This is a genomic window from Enterococcus termitis (assembly GCF_001730305.1).
GTDB lineage: Bacteria > Bacillota > Bacilli > Lactobacillales > Enterococcaceae > Enterococcus_L > Enterococcus_L termitis.
This window is the reverse complement of sequence record NZ_MIJY01000004.1, coordinates 1-22,989: the sequence shown is the minus strand read 5'-3', so window position 1 is coordinate 22,989 and position 22,989 is coordinate 1. Positions and strand designations below refer to the sequence as shown.

The window sequence follows — 22,989 nt, the reverse complement described above, 5'->3', positions numbered from 1 at the left end:
CACAACCCCAGTAACCCGCCCTTTTATACTTAAATTATTTATTTGGATTTGATATAATTCTGCCCATTTGCTTTTGGTCCGGAAGCTTTTCCTAAGAATACAACCAGTACAATAATGGTCAAAACATACGGTGCAGCTTGTAGATAAACGGCTGGAATCGATGAAATCACCGGAATATTAGAACCAGCGATACTGATATTTTGAGCAAAGCCAAAGAATAATGCTGCTCCCATCGCACCTAGCGGATTCCATTTACCAAAGATCATAGCCGCCATTGAAATGAATCCTTGTCCGGCAATCGTTGTTACCGCAAATCGGCCAGCAATTGATTGGGCAAAGACCGCACCACCAATACCGCCTAAAAATCCAGAAATCAATACTCCTGAATAACGCATCAGATAAACATTGATGCCCAGTGTATCTGCCGCTTGTGGGTTTTCGCCAACTGAACGCAGGCGTAACCCAAAACGAGTTTTGAATAAAACAAACCAAGCAATAATAGATACTAAAATTGCCACAAATGCCGGCAGTGTCGTTTGCTTAAAGAACAGTTCTCCAATGATTGGAATATCTTTTAATATAGGGAACGAAAAGTAACCGAATGAACGCGTAATCGTATCCGTCTGGCCTTTTCCATAAATTACTTTGATCAGAAAAATGCCCAATGCCGGTGCCATCAGATTGATTACCGTTCCACTGATGATATGATCTGCTCGTAAATTAACAGTGGCAACAGCATGCAGAACTGAAAACAACATACCTACCGCACCACCAACCAAGCAGGCGATCCACGGCGTTGCCGCTCCTAATGTGTCAGCAAAAGTCAGGTTAAAGACAACCGAACTAAATGCCCCCATCACCATGATTCCTTCAAGTCCTACATTGACGATCCCGCTACGTTCAGAAAAAGTACCGCCTAAAGCCGTAAAGACCAGAGGAGTAGAATAAACCAAAGTTTGTGTAATAATCGGCGCTAATACAGCGATTAATGCAATCTCCATTAGATTTTCCCTCCTTCTTGATTAGTCGGATCCGTTTTGCCTTCTAATTCTTCAACGATTGCCACTTCTTTTTTGCTACCAGAAGTTTTCGCTAATAGGAAACGAATAAGATAGCTGATTCCTACGAAGAAAATGATCGAAGCAATAACCACATCTACTAATTCTGTTGGAACGCCTGCACGCAATGGCATCCCTTGTCCACCGAGTTTCAAGACACTGAACAATAGCGCAGAGAGCAAAATCCCGACAGAACTGCCGGCTCCAAGTAAGGAGATCGCCATTCCGTCAAATCCGATGCTCAATGATGATCCTTGAACAAAGAAATTACCAAATGTTCCTAGACCTTGAACTACGCCGCCAAGACCAGCCAATGCCCCAGAGATGACCATCGACATCACAATCGTCCGTTTGCTGCTCATCCCAGCATATTCTGAAGCAAATGGGTTCAACCCAACTGAACGAATTTCATAGCCCAAAGTTGTTTTCTTCATTAAAAACCAAATCAATACTAAGAAAATCAACGCAAGAAAGATTCCGATATTCAAACGTGAGCCACCGCTGATTTCTTTTAAAAATGCGGTTCTTAAGCTAGCGTTCTCACCAATGACTTTAGTCACACCTTTGTTGCTGATAATTTTTTCTGACATAACATTGTTGACGATATGTGTACTTGTATAAAGGAAAACATAATTCAACATGATTGTTACGATTACTTCACTTGTTCCAAAAAAGGCCCGAAGGAAGCCCGGAATCGCTGCCGCAACAGCACCAGCCAAAGCTCCAGTGATTATCGCTACTGGTAATACAACCAAACGTGGGGCATCAGGCATTGATAAAGCCACCCAAATACTTGCTACCCACCCACATAAGGCTTGGCCCGAAAGCCCGATATTAAAGAATCCCGCAGAATTTGCTACTGCAAATCCTAACGCTGTAAAAATCAACGGTCCTGCTGTTACAAAAATTTCACCGACACTTTTAGGGCTTTGAAAAGCCGTCTGCAGCATCGCTTGATATCCAGCTACTGGCTGATATCCAAACATAAGCATAATAATTGCACCAAGAATAAAGCCCATTACAACTGATAAAATAGGGACTAAAATATTCCGTAACTGTTCTGCCCGATTATTCAACTGCCTCACCTGCCTTATGACTTAATTCTGCTCTGGCTTCTTCTAATGAATAACCTGCCATCAATAATCCTAATTCGTTTTCACTTGTTTCTTTTGGATCAACGATCCCCACAATTTCTCCAGCATGAATAACTGCAATGCGGTCAGAAACATTTAAAATTTCTTCTAGTTCAAAACTAACTAATAGTACTGCTTTATCTTTGTCTCGTTGTTCGATCAAACGTTTGTGGATGTATTCGATTGCTCCAACATCTAGTCCACGCGTTGGTTGTGAAACGATCAATAAGTCTGGATCTCGATCGACTTCACGGGCAATGATTGCTTTTTGCTGATTCCCACCGGACAATGCTTTAGCTGGAACAAGTTCATTGGTTGTTCGAACATCGTATTCATCAATCAACTGACGTGCATATGCATTGATTTGATTGTAATTCAACACACCGCTTTGACTTAATGGCTTTTTATAGTAGGTTTGTAAAGCGATATTTTCAGCTAAGGTCATATCCAAAACTAAACCATATTTATGACGATCCTCTGGAACATGTCCCACACCCGCTTCAGTGATAAAACGTGGCTGCTTATTCGTGATTGGTTCTCCTTTTAATTCGATTGAACCGCTCTCTGCTTTGCGTAAACCAGTTAATGCTTGGATCAATTCCGTTTGACCATTACCGTCGATCCCTGCGATGCCGACAACTTCACCTGCACGAACATCTAAACTAAGTCCTTTGACAGCCTCTAATCCACGGCTTTCTTTTACAACTAAATCTTTCACTGATAAGACTACTTCTTTAGGAACAGCCGCTTTTTTCTCTGTCTTAAACGATACTGCACGACCTACCATCATATCTGCTAGTTGTTGAGAAGACACGTCTTTCACATTGACCGTATCAATACTTTTACCACGACGGATAACTGTACAGCGGTCTGCTACTTTTTTGATTTCGTCTAGTTTATGGGTAATCAAAATAATCGATTTTCCTTCTTTAACTAACCCTTGCATGATTTCGATCAGCTCATCAATCTCTTGAGGTGTTAACACAGCTGTCGGTTCATCAAAGATCAGTACATCTGCTCCACGGTATAACGTTTTTAAAATTTCTACACGTTGCTGTGCCCCTACAGAGATATCACGAATATAAGCACCTGGATCAACAGATAATCCATATTGTTCTGATACACGTTTGATTTCTGCCGTAGCTTTTTTACGATCAAGCACTCCTGCGTTGGTCGGTTCACTTCCTAAAACGATATTTTCAGTTACAGTGAACGCATCTACCAGCATAAAGTGCTGATGGACCATCCCGATCCCTAAACGATTGGCTGCAGTCGGTCCGTTGATAGAGACTTTTGACCCATTCATGAATATTTCTCCAGAAGTAGGTTCTAATAAACCTGATAAAATATTCATCAAGGTCGATTTCCCGGCGCCGTTTTCACCAAGCAAAGCATGAATTTCTCCTGGCCGAACAGTCAAATTAATGTTGTCGTTGGCCTTGAATGTTCCAAATTGCTTAGTAATATTGCGCATCTCAATTACATAGTTTTCTTGAGCCACATTTTTCACATCCTAACGATTTAATCACTTACATTCTCTACTTGACACGGTACTGCTTAAAAAATAAAGTAGCTTTTAGGCTCTTAAAGAAAGAAAATGAACATTAAACTGTTTCGTTTTCCTTCTTTAAGAGCTTAACAAACTCTTAATTGAGGTTGGAAGAGAAGCCTAGGCTTCTCTTCCAACAAAGTAATAATTATTCTTTTACGTCTTTTGGTACTTCTGGAACTGTGATTTTTTCATCGATGATTTCTTCTTTTACTTTTTCAACAGCCGCTTTTGCATCGTCTGATAAGTAACCATCTGTTAAATCAACACCGCCGTCTTTCAAACCGTAAACTAAATGTTCTCCGCCAGGGAATTTGTCTTCTAAGGCACGGTTAGAGATATCTTGAACCGCAGCACCTACACCTTTAAGTGTTGATGTTAAAGTGAAGTTATCTTCTTTACCATCTTTTGTTTTATATTTACCTTCTTTGTCTTGATCGCTATCAACACCGATAACCCAAACTTTGTCTTTTGAACCAGTTTCGTTTAAGTCTTTTGCTTCTTGGAAGACACCTTGTCCTGTTCCGCCTGAAGCGTGGAAGATGATGTCTGCGCCTTTTTGGTACATAGAAGCAGCTAAAGCTTTCCCTTTAGCAGGATCACCAAATGATGCTGCATATTCGATCTCAACTTTGATATCTTTGTTTAATTCTTTTGCTGTATCGATAACACCTTGGTGGAAGCCAGCTTCAAAACGGTCGATAACCGCGCCTTCTTCACCACCGATGAATCCTACAGTGTTTGTTTTTGTTGTATGAGCGGCTGCTACACCAGCTAAATAAGAAGCTTCTTGGTCTTTGAATGTTGCAGAAACGACATTGTCTTTGCCTTCGATGACACTATCAATGATACCGAATTGTGTATCTGGATTTGCATCAGCTGCTGTACTGATTGAATCAGCTAATAAATAACCAATCCCAAATACTGTTTTGAATCCGTTAGAAACAGCTGTATCAATGTTTGTTACGTATTCTGAAGCATCGTTTGATTGGATGTAATCAAAACCGTCTGCTCCTTTTTTCAGATCATGTTCTTTCCCCCAAGCTTGTAACCCTTCCCAAGCTGATTGGTTGAATGAGCGGTCATCTACCCCACCGATATCAGTCACGATAACTACGCTGTGCGCTGCATCTCCGTCAGCAGATTTTCCACCTGTTGAATCTGTTGAACTGTTCTTACCACCGCCACAAGCTGCCAACATAAGTGTTAATGCTAGCGCAGTCAAGCCAAAACCAAATAATTTCGCTTTTTTCATTTCTGTAAAGCCCCCTAATAATAGTTTTATATTTTCAACAGCCGAACGACTGAATGAAACAATTGAACAACGGAATAAACCGTTTAGACCTCGAGCAACAGCTCAGATACTTTTATTACCTCAACTCTGTATTTGTGTGCACCAAGTGCTTATACACTTGTCGAGTGAGTTGATTCTTGTCGATGGATCTTGTCAAATCAAAGAAGGCTTCTTTTTCCTTATAGATCCTTCTCTGTAAATGCATACGGCAACAATTCAGCGACTGTCGTTTCTTTGATGACACCCTGTTCGCCAACTAACGTAACCGGCATATCAGGCGCACAAAATTCTGCCATTACTTGGCGGCAAGCCCCGCATGGCGAAATAGGTGCCGGTGTATGTCCAGCAATAACCAAATGTTGAAAATCACGAGCGCCTTCTGAAACTGCTTTAAAAATCGCTGTTCGCTCGGCACAATTCGTTAAACCGTAAGAAGCATTCTCGATATTGACACCTTGATACGTCTGTCCTGTTTTCGTTACAAGACATGCTCCAACTGGAAAGTTAGAATAAGGTACATAAGCCTTTGTCAACGCATCATCGGCAATCGCCAACCATTCTTGTTTCGCTGTCATTTGTCCGCCGCCTTCTTTTTCTAGATTAGTAACCTGCGCCTGTTGCGCCTTCCATGATTGCCACACCAGCACTTGTACCGATACGTGTAGCTCCAGCCTCGATCATTGCAGTTGCTTCGGCTTCATTATGGATACCGCCTGAAGCTTTCACGCCCATGTCTGGTCCAACCGTTTCACGCATCAACTTGATATCCGCAACGGTAGCTCCACCAGTGGAGAAGCCTGTTGAAGTTTTAACGAAATCAGCGCCAGCTTCTTTCGCAAGCTCACAAGCTTTGATCTTTTCTTCATCTGTTAGTAAGGCTGTTTCAATAATGACTTTGACTAAGGCTTTGCCTTTCGCCGCATCGACAACTGCTTGGATATCCTTAAGGACTTTCTTGTATTGTTTTGATTTTAGTGCACCGATATTGATAACCATGTCAACTTCTGTAGCACCGTTGTTGATTGCATCTGTTGCTTCGTAGGCTTTTACTTCTGACGTATTTGCCCCTAGTGGAAAACCGATAACTGTACAAACATCAACTGACGTTTCTGCCAAATGTTCTTTTGCATAAGCTACCCAACAAGGGTTGATACAAACCGAGAAAAATTCATACTTCTTAGCTTCCTCAATAATTCGTAATACTGCCTCTTCTGTCGCATCCGCTTTTAAAATAGTGTGGTCAATCATTTGATTTAATTCCATTATTTTTATACACATCCTTTATGCTGTTATTATATCATGGATCAGCTCAGGTTCCGCTCCGAAACTGCCAATTTCGATATTTTTATATAAAAGTTCTTTCACATTTTCAATCGAATCAGAGTTAGCATAAATCGTTAGTAACGATTCGCCTTCCTCTACCGGCATGCCAACTTTTTTGTGCAGCTTAACGCCTACTGCGTGATCAATCGAATCTTCTTTGGTGGCACGACCTGCGCCTAACCACATAGCCGCGATCCCAATTTCGTTTGCGACGATTTTTTGGATCGTTCCAGTTGATTTTGCTGGCAACTCGATTTGATATTTCGCAGTCAATAAGCGCTCTGGCTGATCGATAATGCTGTCATCGCCGCCTTGATTCTTGATCATTTCACGGAATTTATCCAACGCTTTGCCAGACTCTAAAGCCTCTTCTAGCATAGCTCTTGCTTGATCCAGCGTCTCTGCTTTTTTCGCTAGAACAACCATTTGGCTGCCTAGGATGTAACACATTTCCATGAGATCTTCCGGACCATTCCCTTGAAGGGTTTCGATCGCTTCAACGACTTCAAGACTATTGCCGATCGCTTCGCCCAGAGGTTGAGACATGTCTGAAATGACCGCCATTGTTTGACGATTTGCCAACTGTCCGATCCGAACCATTGTTTTAGCTAAACGACGAGCTTCATCGATACTCTTCATAAAGGCACCTTCGCCAGTGGTCACGTCAAGAACGATTGCATCTGCTCCAGCTGCGATTTTTTTACTCATGATCGAGCTTGCGATCAACGGAATAGAATCGACTGTTGCAGTCACATCACGAAGCGCATACAGTTTTTTGTCAGCTGGCGCTAAATCGCCCGATTGACCAATCACTGCAACATGGCTTTCATTGACCAAACGCATGAATTCTTCATCCGGCAACTCCACGTGAAAGCCCGGAATTGCTTCTAATTTATCGATTGTCCCACCGGTATAGCCGAGACCGCGACCAGACATTTTCGCCACACTAACACCGACGCTAGCAACTAAAGGAGCTAAAATCAATGTTGTCGTATCTCCAACACCGCCAGTGGAATGTTTATCTACTTTGATTCCTTGAATAGATGACAAATCAATCATTTCACCTGAATCAGCCATCGCTAGAGTCAGCGTGGTAATCTCTTCATCAGTCATATCTTTATAAAAGATCGCCATCAAAAGTGCACTCATTTGATAATCAGGAATATCCCCTTTGGTATATCCAGAAACAATAAATTGAATTTCCTTTTCTGTTAATGCTTGTCCATCTCGTTTTTTCTCGATCAAATCGACCATTCTCATGCTCTTTTTCCTCCGAACTAATCCCCAAGGATGTATTATACACTAAAATTATTAAGGTTAAAACCTTTTAGTAAAACAGTTTACTAACGCTTCCATTTTTTGAAAACGCTTATAACACGAACATTAAATCAAAAATCCTTACTTGTCAATCGATTTCGTACTATTTCTTAAAATAAATGTTGTTTCAAAAATTTTATTTGGTATTTTTCCTTCTGGATGATCGATCGCTTCCACTAAAAATTGTGCTGCGTAAAAACCAATATCAAAGCTTGGTTGATAGACAGTCGTTAACCCTGGCACTAGATATTCAGAAATTTCTAAACCGTCAAAGCCAATGACAGAAATATCGTCTGGAATTTTTTTCCCGCATTCCTCGATCGCTTGATAGGCTCCCATCGCCATTTCATCATTCCCACAAAAAATCGCTGTGATTTTTTCGTTGCTCAACACTTTTTTCGCCGCTTCGTAGCCGCCGCCTAAATTTAGATCGCCATTAGCCATATATTCTTCTCTCATCGGTATCCCATGATCTTTCAATGCGTGCTTATACGCAGTGACACGCTCAGTCAATTTGTAATAACCATCATTTTCCTTCAGCATGCCAATATGTCTGTGTCCTTGCTCGATCAGTAAAGAAACTGCTTGGTAAGCGCCCTCATATTCCTTTACGATAAGACGCCCGTTTTCCCTTGGATTGATCCCTCGATCGACTAGAATCACCGGTACTTTTCGTTTACTCTTATTTCTTAAAATATGATCCGCAGATAAAATATTCGGTGTAGCAAAAATGATGCCATCAACCGATCGATGCACAAGCTCACTCACGTACTGCGCCGCTTTTTCTTCATCGTGTTTTGAGTTACATAGTAAAATCATATAGCCCAGCGAATTAAGATAGGTTTCTACTCCCTCGATCACTTTGGCAAAGAAAAAATCAGTCACATCTGGCACTACCATGCCAATTGTTTTTGAATGCCTAGTAATAATATTAGACGCAAAATAATCTGGTTTATAGTCATATTCTTCTACCACTGCTAAAACCTTTTTCCTTGTTTGCTCACTGAACCGGCTGCCCTTGTTATTGATGATTTGAGATACGGTTGTAACTGAGACTCCCGCCATATCAGCAATTTCCTTAATGGTCAATTTCATCCTTCATTCTCCCTTTAACGACACACCTACCAAATATGTCAACGTTTTCAAAATACTTCTTGAATGAGTTCAGTGTATCAGAAATTATCTCGTTAGAATAGTTTAATCAACAAAAATATTTTTGAGATAATGGAACAACCAAACGACTTTCAGCAATCTTAAGCCTTATAAACGCCTGTTTTTGATGATTGGCCTATCGTTTAGTGTCTACCATTTTTTAGTCTAACAGATTTTTTTATTATGTTGACACGGCTTCTTCGCCATGTTAAAGTCTTCAAAATACTTGTCAGAAATGTACCTCGAAAGGATGATCTTGTGAAACGTGCACTTGTTAAAAAACTACCAAAAATTGAATTACACTGCCATTTAGACGGATCCATCAGACCTGAAACATTGCGCAAAATTGCGGAACAACAAGCTATCTCGTTACCGGCCTCTACAGCTGAACTGACAGAATGTTTGGCGGCGCCTAAAGATTGTCATGACTTAAATGATTATTTACAGCGATTTGATCTTGTACTGACTTGCTTACAAACGGAAGAAGCCTTACAATTAGCCGCATTTGATTTAATCAGTCAAGCTGCTGAGGAAAACATTCAATATATTGAAGTTCGTTTCGCCCCTTCACTGCATACACAAAAAGGTCTCTCTTTACCGAAAATTGTAACTGCTGTGCTGACAGGATTAAATCAAGGACAAGAAACCTTTGGTGTCAAAAGCAATGCCTTATTATGCGGTATGCGCCATGAAGAGCTGTCTGCCATTGAAAAAATCGTCCATTTAGCAAAAGAATACAAGCATTCCGGTGTCGCAGGTTTTGATCTCGCCGGTAATGAGATAGATTTCCCACCTTATACATTCGAAGAAATTTTAACCCTTGTGGAACAGTCAGCAATCCCTTTAACACTGCATGCTGGCGAATGCGGTTGCGGTAAAAATGTTGCAGATGCTGTCTATCTTGGTGCTAAAAGAATCGGACACGGAATTGCTTTAAAGGATACCCCCGATTATTTCCCACTTCTTCGGGATCAGCAAACCTTGATCGAAATGTGTCCGACTAGTAATTTTCAAACACGAACCGTTACTCGCTTAGAAGACTATCCGTTTCAACAATTTTTAGATGCAGGCATCAAAGTTTGTATCAATACCGATAATCGAACGGTCTCTACCACAACTTTAACAGATGAATTTATGAAACTGCATGAATGGTATGGCATCACGTATCAAGATATGGAGTTGTTGAACCACAATGCAGTTACCGGTGCATTCATTTCCGAAGAAGAAAAACAAGTGCTTCATGATCGGCTGACAACCGCTTATTTTGAACAGACAAACTAGAGGTCATTCGTTTAGCTCAAGAAATTTGAAGAACAATTTTCATGAATTTTTTGCTAGCTCTGATGGCCCTGCTTTTGTCTCATCTTTTATTTAAAAATAGCGGTCGTTGGAACAAACTAAACATCGGGTTTGTCCCAACGACCGCTATTTTTTTAGTGTCTTTTTGAAAATCAATCGATCCTTTATTTCATAAATTCACGTTATCCTTTGTGTTTTAACGCTTCACTATTCCTGTTTGATCCACACCAATGATCTGCCAATCATAAATTCTCGCTGTCTTGCCATTTTGCTCGGCTTTTTTCAGTTCTAATTTAACATAACGAGCTTCAACGAGACGAATAGCATCTTGGCTAGTGTCGGCCTTATTCCCGCGTTTTTGAACTACTGTTGTCCAGTTTTTTCCGTCCTCACTGACCGAAATATCATACTCTTGTGTATTCCATTCAGCACTTTCTCCACCAGCTCCGGCATGAAACAGTTCAAATCCAGCAATCGTTTTTACCGAACCTAAATCTACTATCATCCATGGTTTATCGCTACTGTTATCACACCATTTTGTACTCAAATCGCCATCCAAAGCAAAACGGTAACTTTCGCCATCGTTTGTATAACCAGAACCTTCTGTTGCTGTGGTCGTCGGTAAGAGCGATAGATTTTGACTAACAATGCCGCTTGTTTGATCGTAAACATAGATATATTCTTCCTGAATGAGCTCTGTTTCACCAGCAGAATTCCTCGCTGTCGCTTTCACAGTATAGCTTCCTGCTTCATCAAAGGTCACTGTCACGTCTTGTCCTGAGATATTTTGCGGATTCCCGCCGATAATTTCCCAATCGATGCTTTCTGTTGATTTCGATACAGTTGCAGTTAACGTTACTGGCTCTCCAACAGAAACCAATGTTTTATTTGCGTTGATTGTTATTTCTGGTCGTTTCAAGGTTTCAAAAGTATAGACTGCCTTCGTGGCTTTCCCTTGATTTTCTCGTCCATGCTGATCAACTGGGACCACATGATAGACAGCCGTATCTGCTGCTCGCTCTTGATTTAGCAGAGTATATGACGTATTAGCTGTTTCTCCTTCAAATTGCAGTTGTCCAGCATCTTCACGATAAATGCGATAGGACGCTGTATTTTTCCCTTTCGATTTCCAAGTGATACGGATATTTTCCGTTTTATCATCAACGATCGTTTTACCTGAGAATGTCATTTTTTCAACTTTACTAACAGGTGTTGTTTTTTCTTTGCCCAGCTTTAACTGACCTAAATAAATTTCTGCCGGAGCAGTCTGTGCATTTTTTAAAGCCAGCCCAACAGATGTTATTTCCTTACCTGCAACTGGTTTTAGTGAATAGGTTGTTCGAGTCCAGCCATTTTCTACCTGTTTACGTTCCCCTTGAAGGGTTACTGATTCTTTTTTTCCTTTTGTTTCCAGAACTAATGACACCTCATCTACACCCTTGGTCACAACGGACACTTGTTCAGATGCTGAGGCTTTGACTTTAGCCGCATATAAGTTGATGGAGGTTGGCTGTTCTGCTGTCATTTGGCCGGATAATTTGATTGATGAACCACCATTATACGCATCCTCATAACTAACAGCTGCCGTTAGCTGATTGTCTGCAGCATTATCGATGACCCAACGATACGTAGGCAGCACGTCTTGAATACTTCGATTATTAAATGTCCCTTCTTTCGCTTTTGTTCCGTTTAAATAAAAGGCATCGCCATTCCCAACGTTGAAATTTGTCAAAAAAGGAAACTGTGTGACTGGCGTCTTTTCGACATAATAGCGAGAAACACCCTGCCATTCATTTTTAGTACTGTCCACAGATCGAGGATCACCTTGTGGATTGATCCAAAGCAACTGCTCATTCTTCCAGTAACGATCCAGGTCATATTGAGCGCCGTCACGTAATGTCCAGTCGGGACAATATAGTCCTAGCGAAACGATTGGTTGACCCTTTTCATCTAAAATGCTGCTTGGCTTTCTACTGCTATTCACGCCATTCGCCTGAACATCGATTCCTGCAAAAAGGTCATAGGGATCACGCCCCAACTGCTTGGCTTTTGCTTTAGAAGGTGCTAAATCACGCCAGCGAAAGTCAATGAACATATTATCTGAAACTCGTTTTTTTCCTTCTTGAAAATACCCTTGGTTCGTTTCGTTCAGCGCTCCTTGCCAAGCAACTGCACCTGACGGGATCATCGAATCATACCAAATAATTTGTTGATTTTTCGGCTTTTTAGCTTGTAGATAACTTAAGCATTCTTTCATCGCACTAGCAGTTTGCGCATCGACGTTGGTTTCTTGATTGATAAACCAACCGTCAAAACCGTAAGCTACAGACATTTCCAATAGTTTATCTGCCATTGGAAACCGCCCTTTACGATCCTTTTGCACAAATTGTTCCACCCATTCACTTTTCCCGCCATATGCTTCCGGTGGAAAGAAAACCGTTCCCATCACTGGTACACCATTTCGATGAGCTGAATCTGTCACATCCCCGCTGGGTGGAACGATGATCCCCTCACCAGAAGAACCAGCCCAAGCAACTAAGGTATCAACATATTGCCAGTTCGTAAAATTATAAACAGCTTTGTCTGTTCCACCTTGCGCAGGCGTACCTTTGGTGTGACGATTGACGATCGCAATCGAGAGAACCTTCGCTTCTATACTCTGATCTTCATTCATCTTCGCTCCCTGTACACGTGATGCCAATGGAACGTTTGAAAGGTTAAAAGGGGCATCTGGATCGCTTGCTGCATTCCAATTTAACAGCTCTTCCGGAAACAAAGCAGTGGCTTGCGGAATTTGCTCATCAATCGGAATTCCACCTGTGCCAAGTGATTCTGCTCGAGCTATACTTGTTCCCCAAACGGTTATTCCAGTAGTAATAGCCAGTAGCAGGACCGAGCGACAAAACAACTTTTTCCATTTTTTTCTTTTCAACGAATGAACCTCCTTCTGTTAGTTGCCTTAATTCAGCATTATTCATTCTCCAACAAAATGTTAGCGCTTTCTATCCAATTTATAAATAGATAAATTATAGGAGTTTAATCAAAAAGTATAGGTATTCTTTCTATAGATAAATCGCTTCTATTTTTTATTCAGGTAGATATGTGCAGAAAAAGCCTCCATCAATTCGATCAGATCTATCAGCACAGACTTTTCTTCTTTCGCTTCTGGCTGATCACACCAAACAGCTACTGCTGCCCCTTTTAATTGCTCGTGATTCGTTATATCGATCAGTTGTTCAGATGAAAATAGTTCTGGTTGCCATTGCTTCTCGATTTTGTGTGCAGTGGGATAAGAATAGCCCGCATTTTCCCCTAACACATAGTATAGATAGTTGTCATTGAAGTTGATTACTGTATATCCTTCCTCTAAAAATCTTTGAATTGGAGCCATTTCTCTTTGCCACTTTGTCCAATAAGTGATCTCCAGCTCTTTACTTAACCCGCTGTTTTCCCCACGTCTAAAAAAAGCATCGTTCCAAATTCTAGGAATAAAACCTGCTTGTCTCACCAGCGCAGCAACTGAATTAACGTATGCCTCAAACTTTTCTTGACCGTTATTTGCTAAAGCTGGATAACGTGCCAAATGATCCAAATCGATAAATTCATCGGCACCAATATGAAAATAACGACTGGTAGAAAACAGCTCAAAATACTCTCGATACAAAGAAAAAACAAACGCGATTGCGTCTTGATTGGTTATATCTAAAGCAGCAGGAACCGACTGCCGGCCATAATCCGTTTGCTCTTCCAACTGCCACTCTGGGTAATTTTTTAATAAATGCTCCATATGCCCTGGGGTATCAAGATCAGGAATGATTTCAATACAACGATCAGCAGCATAATGAATCAACGCCCGAATTTCTTCACGCGTCAAATGTTCTTCTGACACAAGTTCGGGATAGCTTTCGGATTCAATTCTCAATCCTGTATTTTCTGAAAAGTGAAGCTGTAAATAATTAAATCCAAATAAGGCCATTTCATCAAGTAACTGCCGCAAAAATGACGGTGAAAAATATTTTCTGCCAATATCCAACATAATGATTCGCTCCGCTAGACGTGGAATTTTTTCGCCTAACGCCAAACGTCTACCTGTTCTAAAGTGCCTCGCCGCATACATCACCCCTTGAAAAGCAGAAACGGGATCCCCTGCTAAAATCAGCAAAGGATCCTCTCTTTCCACAGAAAAAGTCGTTTTCAATTTAGGAGAAAAGACAACCGTTATGTCCGCTGCCTCTTCAGAACGTACAAACCGAACTTTTTTATGCAAAAGCTGATGATATAAAGAAATAATGCTCCTTTTTTTATGCCAAAACCGACTATCCAAAAAGAGACAAATCTCCACCTCCTGTGTCATCTCAAACACCTTCTTTGGCTAAAAGTAGGCAACCCAGCGTGCCACTATTATCACCTAGACCACACCCGACGATATACTCTTCCGGTACATTTACATAACCGCCTAATTGAACTTCCAACGATCGACGAATTTTTTCTAATAAGTGCGCTTGTTTCATGACCCCGCCGCCTAAAATAATTTTTTCTGGCGATAAGATCAAGGTATAATTCATCAATGCCTGAGCTAAATAAAATGCCTCGACTCCCCACGCCTCATGATCTTCCGGCAATAGCTGTCCTTTTATCCCTGTCCGTTTTTCCAGCGCCGGTCCTGCAGCCAAGCCTTCCAAACATTGTTCATGATATGGACAAACACTTTCCATTGTATCGCCTGGATAACGAGCGACTGATATATGCCCCATTTCTGGATGACTAAATCCTTGCAGCACTGCCCCTTGAACAACAGCGCCACCGCCTACACCTGTTCCAACAGTGAGATACAAACAGCTCTGCGTCTGTTTCCCAGCCCCTAAATGCATTTCTCCATAAGCTGCAGCATTGACATCCGTCGTCCAAGCAATAGGAATTGCATATCGTTCTTTAAGCAGCCCTAAAAGATCAACATTTCTCCAGCCTTTTTTTGGTGTAGAGGTGATATAGCCATAGGTTGCTGATTGTACGTTGACATCGATCGGTCCAAATGAGCCAACACCTAACCCCTTTAACTCGTACTGATCGAAAAAATCAAATACGTTCGCTAAAGTCTCTTCTGGCAATGTTGTCGGCAAACTGATTCGTTCAACGATTGTTAACTCCTCGTCAGCCACAGCACAAACAAATTTTGTTCCGCCAGCTTCAATCGATCCATAATAACTCATTCCATCTGCTCCTCTTCTTATCGTTCAAAACCGATCGTTCGAATTTCATAAGCTTTCAGCGCTTCGCTGATTTCTTCTTCCTGTGTTTCTTCAAGCAAATTCAACAGACGGGCTTTAGCAGATTGTTTTTCAAGTGTCACTAATTCTGTTTGATCACTCATATTAAAGCCGCGAACCACTAGCTGATCCTCTTGACTATTTTTCATCGCTGTAACAGCAAATGTGCTTCCTTCCACCGTTAAGTAGCTGTCTTTAGTTGCCAGTTTCCCTTCGTGACGACCTGTTTGTTTGACACTAAAAGGAATTTGCGCGCTGTAAGCTCTTTGATACGTTTCGTAACGAGTAGCGCTTGCTCCATGGAAATCGATACCATATTGGAACGCAATCTGACCTTGGCATTGTGCTTCTGGTGTCGGGAAATAGCCCCAATCGCCCATTTCGCCAACGGCTCTTAATAAGGTCACCGCAATCGTTTGTTTCTCTGCTAAAATTTCATATTCATTCAAACCGTAGTTTGAAACTGTGATCCCAGCTTTTTCATCATGAAGATTGACAAACGCATGCTGATGCTGCGGATTCGTCGGATTTTCCCAACTTTTACTGACTTGATTTGGTCGTGTCACCACTTCATAAATGCTGTCCGCTTCATGCGTGTCCGTTTCAATTCCAGTCGGGAACAGCACACGTAAACGATGGTCTTTCATTTGGTTGTCGATCGTTGTTTCAAAGGCTAAACGAGAAGAGTCTTGTTCCATTGTCACAAGCGTTGTGATCGTTAATGGCTTCATTGTCGCTGAACGTTTGGCTTGGCGATAGCGGAAATCAACGACTGCTTGTTGCTCTTGTTCCAACAAATCATCTGCGGACACAGGAATCATCATCTGCTGAACGATTTTTACTTGTGCGATAAACGGTTCATCTTTCACAACGCTAATTTCTGCAGGAAGTTCCTTCGATAAAATCGGCGTTGCCGCTTCAGGCTGTTTAAAAATGTATTCATTCCCGATATCTCCAGTATCTTCAAAAACCAACAACTCATCGTAACTACGTTCAGAAGCTTGATCGTATACCTTTAATGTGCCATTTCCATTAATTTTAACGTTTAAACAGCTATTTTCCAGCACAAAAGGTTCTGTACTTTTGATCATTGTTGCTTGAGATTCTTGGCTTACTTCATTTGTTTCTTGAAGTGCAAAAGTTGTCCACGAAAAGGCTGACAAATCGCTGATCAAAAGCTCTACTTCGACAGATTTAGCCATATACGGTACTCTAAAACGATCTTTAGGCAAATCATAACCAAAATGAACTTCTGGAGCTGAAATAACTGCTGGTATTACTTTCCCTTGTTGATCGATCACTTCAAATTTAGGTGTTTGACTATCATCTAGCACTTGCCACAATTCATGAGGCACACCTTCTTTGAAAAGTTTTCTTTCAAGCGTTACGTTGACTTTGACCGTTTCTGATTTCACATAGCCGGATGTATTGAATACAACAAATGGATAGCTATTTTCTGGAAATTCTTCCGTTGCGATTTCACGTGTCAGTTGTTCCAACGCTTCGGATGCTAAATATCGACCGACTTCATTAGCTTTTTCAAATCTCGGAATCATTTCACGATGCACCTCATCGACTGAACAGCCGCAAATACTATCATGAGGATGATTTTGCAGCAGTAACTTCCACGCGTAATCTAATTGATCATGAGGATAGCTTCCTGTCAGCTCATAGGCCATCGCAGCCAGCGGTTCTGTCACATTTTCCAGCTGCCTTTGGACCTTGGTATTCCATTGTTTCAAATAAACTCTAGCAGAAGCCGTATTTGCCAAAGTAAACCAGCCATCGGTTTCTTGACTGGTCAGCTCACCTTGAACAGTTCCAACCTGTTCAGGTAGCTCCTGACGGACAGCCTCTAAATAGTCTTCAAAATTAGAATGAATAAACTCGTATTCTGGAAATAATTCATTCGCTAACGCAATTGCTTTGGTCACATCTTTTTGAACAGGCTGATGATCGACTCCGTTCATCATCAACAAATGATTCGTAGAAGCAAATTTTTCGGCATCTGCCAGTTTTTGCGTCCAAAAAGCTACAGCTTCTTCTTTGGTTGCTGGAATTTCATTACCATTGCTGTACCAGTTCGCAAATAATAACCCTAAAATCGTGCTTCCGTCTGGACCTTGCCACCACATTTCTGAATATTGAGAAGTATAATTTTCATCGTCTAAGACTTCGTTATTAAAGCCCACTGGTTTCACACCTCGGCCAAAAGCCGCTGTTTCTAAGCCGGCTTGTTTCATCATTTGCGGAGTTTGTCCCATATTTCCGAAGGTATCAGGGAAATAACCTAGCTCTACTGAAGCGCCCCACTTTTCACTTTCCTTTTTACCGATCAACATATTACGGACATTTGATTCCGAACTGATCAAAAAATCATCCTGCAAAATATAAAACGGTCCAATCTTCAATTTTCCAGCTGTAATCGCTTGTTGAACAGCTTCTTTACGCTCAGGTCTCACTTGTAAATAATCATCTAAGATAATCGTTTGCCCGTCTAAATGAAAACTATCGAATGCCGGATCTGTTTCAATCAATTCCAACACATCATCCATCAGCTCAACTAAACGCATGTGGTGCTGCTCATACGGCATGTACCATTCACGATCCCAATGAGAATGTGATACGATATAAACTTTTTTCTTCATATTTTTTCTCCCTCTATTTCAATCATTTTTTAACGTGCTACACGAATATCAAAGTAATCCATCACTAGCTCACAAAACATCATATTCGCCCAAGAAAACCATTCACGTGTATAGTTGTCCGGATTATCGACATCAAAACCCTCGTGCATTAAATGAGTGCCGCCATCATTTGCAACTAGGGAATCTAGGATTCGTTCTTTTTCTGCTTTGTCTTGTGTAGTCATCCCTTCCATCGCCAGCGCAATTGGCCAAACATAATTTTCCGGCGTATGAGAGCTGCCGATCCCTTTGGCATATTTGCCTTCGTAAAAATAAGGATTTTCCTTACTTAAAATTGTTTTCCGTGTCGCTTGATATATCAAATCAGTTTCATTTACATAGCCTAAATAAGGAGCCGCCAGTAAATTGGGGATATTACTATCATCCATGATGCTGCTATTGCCTAAGCCATCGACTTCATAAGCAAATACTTGCTCTCCTTGCTGATTTGTTGTTTGCCCGTATTTTTGAATGCCTGCATCGATTTCCTTTTTTAGCTTAGAAGCTCTGTCTACAATAGCCGTATCTGTTAAAATCGTTGAGAAAATTTCTTCTAGATAGCCTAAAACAACGACCGCAAACATATTGGAAGGCACTAAATAGCCGTAACGGCAAGCATCATCACTAGGACGAAAGCCAGACCATGTCATCCCGGTCACGCCAACTTCAGCGCCTTTTCCATCATTTGGAAGTGTATCTTCCAAACGTGTAGTATCTCTTTCAAAGGTGTATGGTGATTGCTGATGATCTTGTTCTGTTTCAAAAACAGTCAGAATCTTCTCCACGCCTTCAACAAAATTTTGATCAAATTGCTTCGTATAGCCAGTGTTTTTATATAATAAATAGGCTAACTGAACAGGATAGCACAATGAATCAATTTCATATTTCCGTTCCCAAATCCACGGATTCATTTCGGTATGATCGGTTTGATGTCCAGCATTATTTGCTGTTTCATTGAACGCATTTGCATAGGGATCAATGTTGATATATCTAAATTGGCGCTGAACAAGCCCGCCAATCATTTCTTTGAGTTCTTGATCTTCTTTTGCAATTACTAAATACGGACGAACTTGTGCTGTTGAATCACGTAGCCACATTGCCGGAATATCTCCAGTCAATAAAAAGGTCGTGCCGTCACTTTGTTTTTTAACCGTTGTTGTCAAGGTATTCGCAAATGCCGCATTAAAGTTTTCCGCCCAACCAGCATGTTCTTCTCCACATAAATTAGTAATCGTTTCCATAAATTGTTGAACTGAAGCAGGAATTTTTGTATAAGCCATAAGTACCCTCCGTTAATTTGATATATCATTTCACAACGAAAGTATATGCTAATGAAAGCGTTTTGTCTACTGTTTTTTTTATAAAAACGCAAATTGACGTTCTTTTCCCTCTATGTTAAACTACTTTTAATGATATATCATTTCACATTTAGGAGAACGACTATGACAAAACCTTTATACAAAAAAATCATCGATGATTTATTACAGGCAATCGAATCTGGTCAATTACAAGAGCACGCACAGCTTCCCACTGAAAAGGAACTATCTCAAACGTATCAAGTCAGCCGAATCACATCCAAACGAGCACTGACTGAATTAGAAAATCAAGGGTTGATTTATCGTATTCAAGGGAAAGGCAGCTATGTTCAAACACGAAAGCCACAGAAAAAGAACGTCGCACGGATTCTATTTTTGATTCCCTTTGTTAACGACCTTTCTTTGGGAAACTTTAACGAAGGCTTAGCGCCTATCACTAGTGAGCATCACTATGAAGTCATCATGTCTTCAACAGAATTTTTGATCAATAAGCAAGCTGCGGATATCATGGCAGATTTTGACGGCATGATTTATTATGCGCACAATACCGAGGATTTTTTAGATACCTTATTTGAACTATCGATTCAACAATTCCCAGTCATTATTTTAGATAAAAAAATTCACGACCTGCCTTATCCAACCGTTCAGTCAGACAACTTTTCTGGAGGTGAAATGGCTACTACCTATTTGGCTTCACTTGGACATCAGCGGATCGCTTATATTTTTGGTGAGTCATCCTTGCCTCAATCTGTGCGCCAGCGGTACTTAGGCTATATCCACGCAACCAAGGAGCAACACCTGTCTTTCCATACTGCATTGTCAGATAAACAAGCTATTTTAGGTGAGCAAACCGTGAACTACTTGTTAGAAAACGCCATTACTGGTGTGGTTTGTGAAAACGACTTAGTTGCTATTGCATTGATGAACCAAATAAAACGTGCCAATATCGCTATTCCCTCCCAACTCTCTGTTGTAGGCTTTGATAATATTCAAGCGGCTTCACTGATCGATCCAGCTTTAACAACCATCGCACAAGATTTTAAAGGTATGGGGAAACTAGCTGGCGAAATGCTCATAAAGTGGATCGAACAGCAAATTGTTCCAACTGACCAACAAGTTCCTGTAAACCAAATCATTCGACATTCGACAAAGGAGATTTAATGAATGGACCCACGATCAATCGATACAAGACATGGTACAGATAATCAACACTCTTTTTCCAATGGTAATTGCCTGCCTTATACAGGTGTACCTTTTGGGATGAACTATTTTGCTCCTCAAACAAACGGCGATAACGGCAGCTGGTGGTTCAATCCGCGAGACCATGTGTTTCAAGGATTTCGTTTAACACATCAGCCAAGCCCTTGGATGGGGGATTTTAGTTACTTAGTCCTTTTACCATTTAACGGCTCTTTAAAAGAAGAGTCAGTCTTTCATGCACAGTCTTCTTACCGACCGGATGAAAGCGTTTTTAACCCTAGTTATTTAGAACTCACTGCACAGCGCTACCAGCTGACGACTCGTCTAATTCCAAGCATGTATGGTGGTGTTTTGACAACGCGTTATACACAAGCTGCAGCCAGCTTACTTCTCTCCTTACCAGGAAAGTATCAGTTAGTTATCGAGGATGATCATACCGTTTCTGGATCGATCATCAATTATGCTGGCTGCGAAGATCCGCAATTTTCATTTTATTTTACTTTGCATTTTCAACAGCCTTTACTAAATGCTGCCAACTTGGAAAAATCAGGTGAAAATGAGTGTGTAACTTTTTCTTTTGGCGATATTGAAGAGCAAGTCGTTCAGTTTGGTACTTCTTTTATCAGTAATGAACAGGCAGCCTTAAACCTGTCTCGTGAAGCGCACTGGCAACCACAAGATTACCTTAAACACTCAGAAAATCAATGGCAGGAGTATCTCAACAAAATCGACATCCAAGATCGAAATCAAGAGCGGTGCTCGACGTTTTACCATAATCTGTACCGAACATTTTTATTCCCACAAACCTTTTATGAAAAAGATGCACAAGGAAAAGCCATTCATTACGATACCTTAGCTAAGAAAGTCAAGCCTGGTATTCTATACACGAACAACGGATTTTGGGATACGTACAAAACGGTTTATCCTCTTTATTCCTTGATCGCACAGGACAAATATGAGGAAATGCTGGAAGGTTTTTTGACCAGCTATCGAGAAAGCGGCTATCTGCCTAAATGGTTATCGCCAGATGAACGTGGCTTGATGCCAGGAACCTTGATCGATGCAGTGGTCGCCGATGCCGCAGTGAAAAATATCCGACCAGATTTAATGCCTGAATTTTTAGAAGCAATGATCACAGGGGCTACTGTCCAAAGTGAAAATCAAAACTACGGCCGACAGGGAACAAACGATTATTTAACCTACGGCTACGTTCCGGCGAAATATCATGAATCAGTCAACCACACCTTAGATTATTGCTACAGCGATTTTTGTATCCATCAAGTAGCAAAACAACTAAATGAAACACAAACTGCTGAGTATTATCAAAAACAAGCCAAGAATTATTTGAATATTTTCGATGCAGAAACAGGATTTATGCGAGCAAAACAGCTAGATGGACAGTTCAAGGAACCTTTCAATTGTCATCAATGGGGGGAAGATTACGCAGAAGGCAGTGCTTGGCAAAGTAGCTTCGCTGTCTATCATGACTTTAAAGGCTTGATCGAAGCCTCCGGCGGTCAAGAGAAATTCCTACAGAAACTAATCGACCTGTGCAATCAAAAGCCTTCTTTTGATGTAAAAGGCTATGGATTTGAAATCCATGAAATGAGTGAAATGGCAGCGATTGATTTTGGTCAACTGGCGATCTCAAATCAGCCAAGTTTTCATCTACCTTACTTGTTCAACTATTTAGGTAAGCCAGAGTTCGCCCAACCATTACTGAAACAGTTAATGACTCAAACTTTTAATGACAGCATTACCGGCTATCCTGGTGACGAAGATAACGGAAGTATGGCTGGTTGGTATATCTTTAGCTCCTTAGGATTTTACCCAGTTTGTCCTGGATCAGGCGAGTACGTTGTTGGAATGCCTTTATTTGACAAAGTGACTATGCATTTATCAAATGGCAAAACGGTAACGATCACTGCTGACCCAAATAAAGAACAACATCAATTTGTTGATCATATTCACTTTAACGATTCACCGTACGAATCACTCTTCTTCAAACATCAGGATTTACTAGACGGAGCAGAAATTCATTTTTCATTAGGAGTTGTTCCTAGACCTAAAAATTATACAGCAGAACAGCTGCCTTTCAGTATGTAAACGAGGAGGCTGAGACAAACACCCATGAGGGCTATCACCCTCACCAAACAGAATGAAAACGAAAGTGATCGACCTGCAGGCTTTTTCCTGTCATACTTAGAGATGACAGGAGTGGCTTGTAGGTCGATCGCTTATTGAGGTTCTTCTCCAAGTAACCTTGAGGGACAAACTAGATCATTCTACTTATTTGTACCAATCATTAGGTCTTAGAACCTGCGTATAAAAATAAATTGTTTCTATAAGTAGAATAGCCCCTTCTGTACTTTTTTTCAAGGAGGAATGTTGAAA

At 40.9% G+C, this 22,989-nt stretch carries 16 protein-coding genes; 3 read left to right on the top strand and 13 right to left on the bottom strand.

From position 1 onward, the window contains the following. Positions 1 to 38: 38 nt before the first annotated feature. The 8 genes from BCR25_RS04285 to BCR25_RS04250 all read right to left on the bottom strand — a co-directional run bounded on the left by BCR25_RS04285 (position 39) and on the right by BCR25_RS04250 (position 8,769). A complete protein-coding gene (locus BCR25_RS04285) occupies positions 39 to 1,001 on the bottom strand; it encodes an ABC transporter permease (protein WP_069662393.1) in 963 nt (320 codons plus the stop codon). Continuing rightward, positions 1,001 to 2,134, bottom strand: coding sequence for an ABC transporter permease (locus BCR25_RS04280; protein WP_069662392.1), 1,134 nt, complete (start codon positions 2,132 to 2,134; stop codon positions 1,001 to 1,003). The genes BCR25_RS04285 and BCR25_RS04280 overlap by 1 nt, the downstream gene beginning before the upstream one ends. Then, positions 2,127 to 3,692 (bottom strand): ABC transporter ATP-binding protein, encoded by a 1,566-nt coding sequence (locus tag BCR25_RS04275; protein WP_069662391.1) that lies wholly within the window; start codon positions 3,690 to 3,692, stop codon positions 2,127 to 2,129. The genes BCR25_RS04280 and BCR25_RS04275 overlap by 8 nt, the downstream gene beginning before the upstream one ends. A 196-nt stretch (positions 3,693 to 3,888) precedes the next feature. Continuing rightward, the gene (locus tag BCR25_RS04270; protein WP_069662390.1) at positions 3,889 to 4,995 is read right to left on the bottom strand and encodes a BMP family lipoprotein; all 1,107 of its coding nucleotides are present in this window, start codon (positions 4,993 to 4,995) and stop codon (positions 3,889 to 3,891) included. Positions 4,996 to 5,213: 218 nt separating this feature from the next. Continuing rightward, positions 5,214 to 5,609 carry a cytidine deaminase gene (gene cdd, locus BCR25_RS04265; RefSeq protein ID WP_069662389.1) on the bottom strand — a complete coding sequence of 132 codons (396 nt, stop codon included), beginning with the start codon at positions 5,607 to 5,609 and terminating at the stop codon, positions 5,214 to 5,216. A gap of 25 nt (positions 5,610 to 5,634) precedes the next feature. Beyond that, a complete protein-coding gene (gene deoC / locus BCR25_RS04260; RefSeq protein ID WP_069662388.1) occupies positions 5,635 to 6,297 on the bottom strand; it encodes a deoxyribose-phosphate aldolase in 663 nt (220 codons plus the stop codon). An 18-nt stretch (positions 6,298 to 6,315) separates the two neighbouring features. Continuing rightward, positions 6,316 to 7,617, bottom strand: a complete 1,302-nt coding sequence (locus tag BCR25_RS04255) for a pyrimidine-nucleoside phosphorylase (protein WP_069662387.1) — start codon at positions 7,615 to 7,617, stop codon at positions 6,316 to 6,318. Positions 7,618 to 7,755: 138 nt separating this feature from the next. Continuing rightward, on the bottom strand, positions 7,756 to 8,769 hold the full coding sequence (locus tag BCR25_RS04250) for a LacI family DNA-binding transcriptional regulator (protein WP_069662386.1): 1,014 nt from the start codon (positions 8,767 to 8,769) through the stop codon (positions 7,756 to 7,758). A 315-nt stretch (positions 8,770 to 9,084) separates the two neighbouring features. Here BCR25_RS04250 and add point away from each other — a divergent pair, with 315 nt between their 5' ends. After that, a complete protein-coding gene (add, locus tag BCR25_RS04245) occupies positions 9,085 to 10,107 on the top strand; it encodes an adenosine deaminase (RefSeq protein ID WP_069662385.1) in 1,023 nt (340 codons plus the stop codon). A gap of 214 nt (positions 10,108 to 10,321) precedes the next feature. On the opposite strand, the gene BCR25_RS04240 is transcribed toward add, so the two are convergent. The 5 genes from BCR25_RS04240 to BCR25_RS04220 all read right to left on the bottom strand — a co-directional run bounded on the left by BCR25_RS04240 (position 10,322) and on the right by BCR25_RS04220 (position 19,359). Beyond that, positions 10,322 to 13,057, bottom strand: coding sequence for an endo-beta-N-acetylglucosaminidase (locus BCR25_RS04240; protein ID WP_069662384.1), 2,736 nt, complete (start codon positions 13,055 to 13,057; stop codon positions 10,322 to 10,324). A gap of 147 nt (positions 13,058 to 13,204) precedes the next feature. Then, positions 13,205 to 14,479 (bottom strand): family 20 glycosylhydrolase, encoded by a 1,275-nt coding sequence (locus tag BCR25_RS04235; protein ID WP_069662383.1) that lies wholly within the window; start codon positions 14,477 to 14,479, stop codon positions 13,205 to 13,207. Position 14,480: 1 nt separating this feature from the next. Next, the gene (locus tag BCR25_RS04230; RefSeq protein ID WP_069662382.1) at positions 14,481 to 15,335 is read right to left on the bottom strand and encodes an ROK family protein; all 855 of its coding nucleotides are present in this window, start codon (positions 15,333 to 15,335) and stop codon (positions 14,481 to 14,483) included. Positions 15,336 to 15,352: 17 nt separating this feature from the next. After that, the gene (locus tag BCR25_RS04225; protein WP_069662381.1) at positions 15,353 to 18,040 is read right to left on the bottom strand and encodes an alpha-mannosidase; all 2,688 of its coding nucleotides are present in this window, start codon (positions 18,038 to 18,040) and stop codon (positions 15,353 to 15,355) included. Between the two features lie 29 nt (positions 18,041 to 18,069). Beyond that, positions 18,070 to 19,359 (bottom strand): glycoside hydrolase family 125 protein, encoded by a 1,290-nt coding sequence (locus BCR25_RS04220; protein WP_069662380.1) that lies wholly within the window; start codon positions 19,357 to 19,359, stop codon positions 18,070 to 18,072. 162 nt (positions 19,360 to 19,521) lie between these two features. On the opposite strand from BCR25_RS04220, the gene BCR25_RS04215 reads away from it, so the two are divergent. Beyond that, positions 19,522 to 20,556, top strand: a complete 1,035-nt coding sequence (locus BCR25_RS04215; RefSeq protein WP_069662379.1) for a GntR family transcriptional regulator — start codon at positions 19,522 to 19,524, stop codon at positions 20,554 to 20,556. A 3-nt stretch (positions 20,557 to 20,559) separates the two neighbouring features. Beyond that, positions 20,560 to 22,701, top strand: coding sequence for a GH92 family glycosyl hydrolase (locus tag BCR25_RS04210; RefSeq protein ID WP_069662378.1), 2,142 nt, complete (start codon positions 20,560 to 20,562; stop codon positions 22,699 to 22,701). The last annotated feature ends 288 nt before the right edge of the window (positions 22,702 to 22,989 follow it).

Coding starts and splice junctions, on each gene's coding strand:
- BCR25_RS04285 (WP_069662393.1), bottom strand. CDS start 1,001: ATGGAGATTGCATTAATCGCTGTATTAGCGCCGATTATTACACAAACT.
- BCR25_RS04270 (WP_069662390.1), bottom strand. CDS start 4,995: ATGAAAAAAGCGAAATTATTTGGTTTTGGCTTGACTGCGCTAGCATTA.
- cdd (WP_069662389.1), bottom strand. CDS start 5,609: ATGACAGCGAAACAAGAATGGTTGGCGATTGCCGATGATGCGTTGACA.
- deoC (WP_069662388.1), bottom strand. CDS start 6,297: ATGGAATTAAATCAAATGATTGACCACACTATTTTAAAAGCGGATGCG.
- BCR25_RS04255 (WP_069662387.1), bottom strand. CDS start 7,617: ATGAGAATGGTCGATTTGATCGAGAAAAAACGAGATGGACAAGCATTA.
- BCR25_RS04250 (WP_069662386.1), bottom strand. CDS start 8,769: ATGAAATTGACCATTAAGGAAATTGCTGATATGGCGGGAGTCTCAGTT.
- BCR25_RS04235 (WP_069662383.1), bottom strand. CDS start 14,479: ATGACACAGGAGGTGGAGATTTGTCTCTTTTTGGATAGTCGGTTTTGG.
- BCR25_RS04230 (WP_069662382.1), bottom strand. CDS start 15,335: ATGAGTTATTATGGATCGATTGAAGCTGGCGGAACAAAATTTGTTTGT.
- BCR25_RS04225 (WP_069662381.1), bottom strand. CDS start 18,040: ATGAAGAAAAAAGTTTATATCGTATCACATTCTCATTGGGATCGTGAA.
- BCR25_RS04220 (WP_069662380.1), bottom strand. CDS start 19,359: ATGGCTTATACAAAAATTCCTGCTTCAGTTCAACAATTTATGGAAACG.
- BCR25_RS04215 (WP_069662379.1), top strand. CDS start 19,522: ATGACAAAACCTTTATACAAAAAAATCATCGATGATTTATTACAGGCA.
- BCR25_RS04210 (WP_069662378.1), top strand. CDS start 20,560: ATGGACCCACGATCAATCGATACAAGACATGGTACAGATAATCAACAC.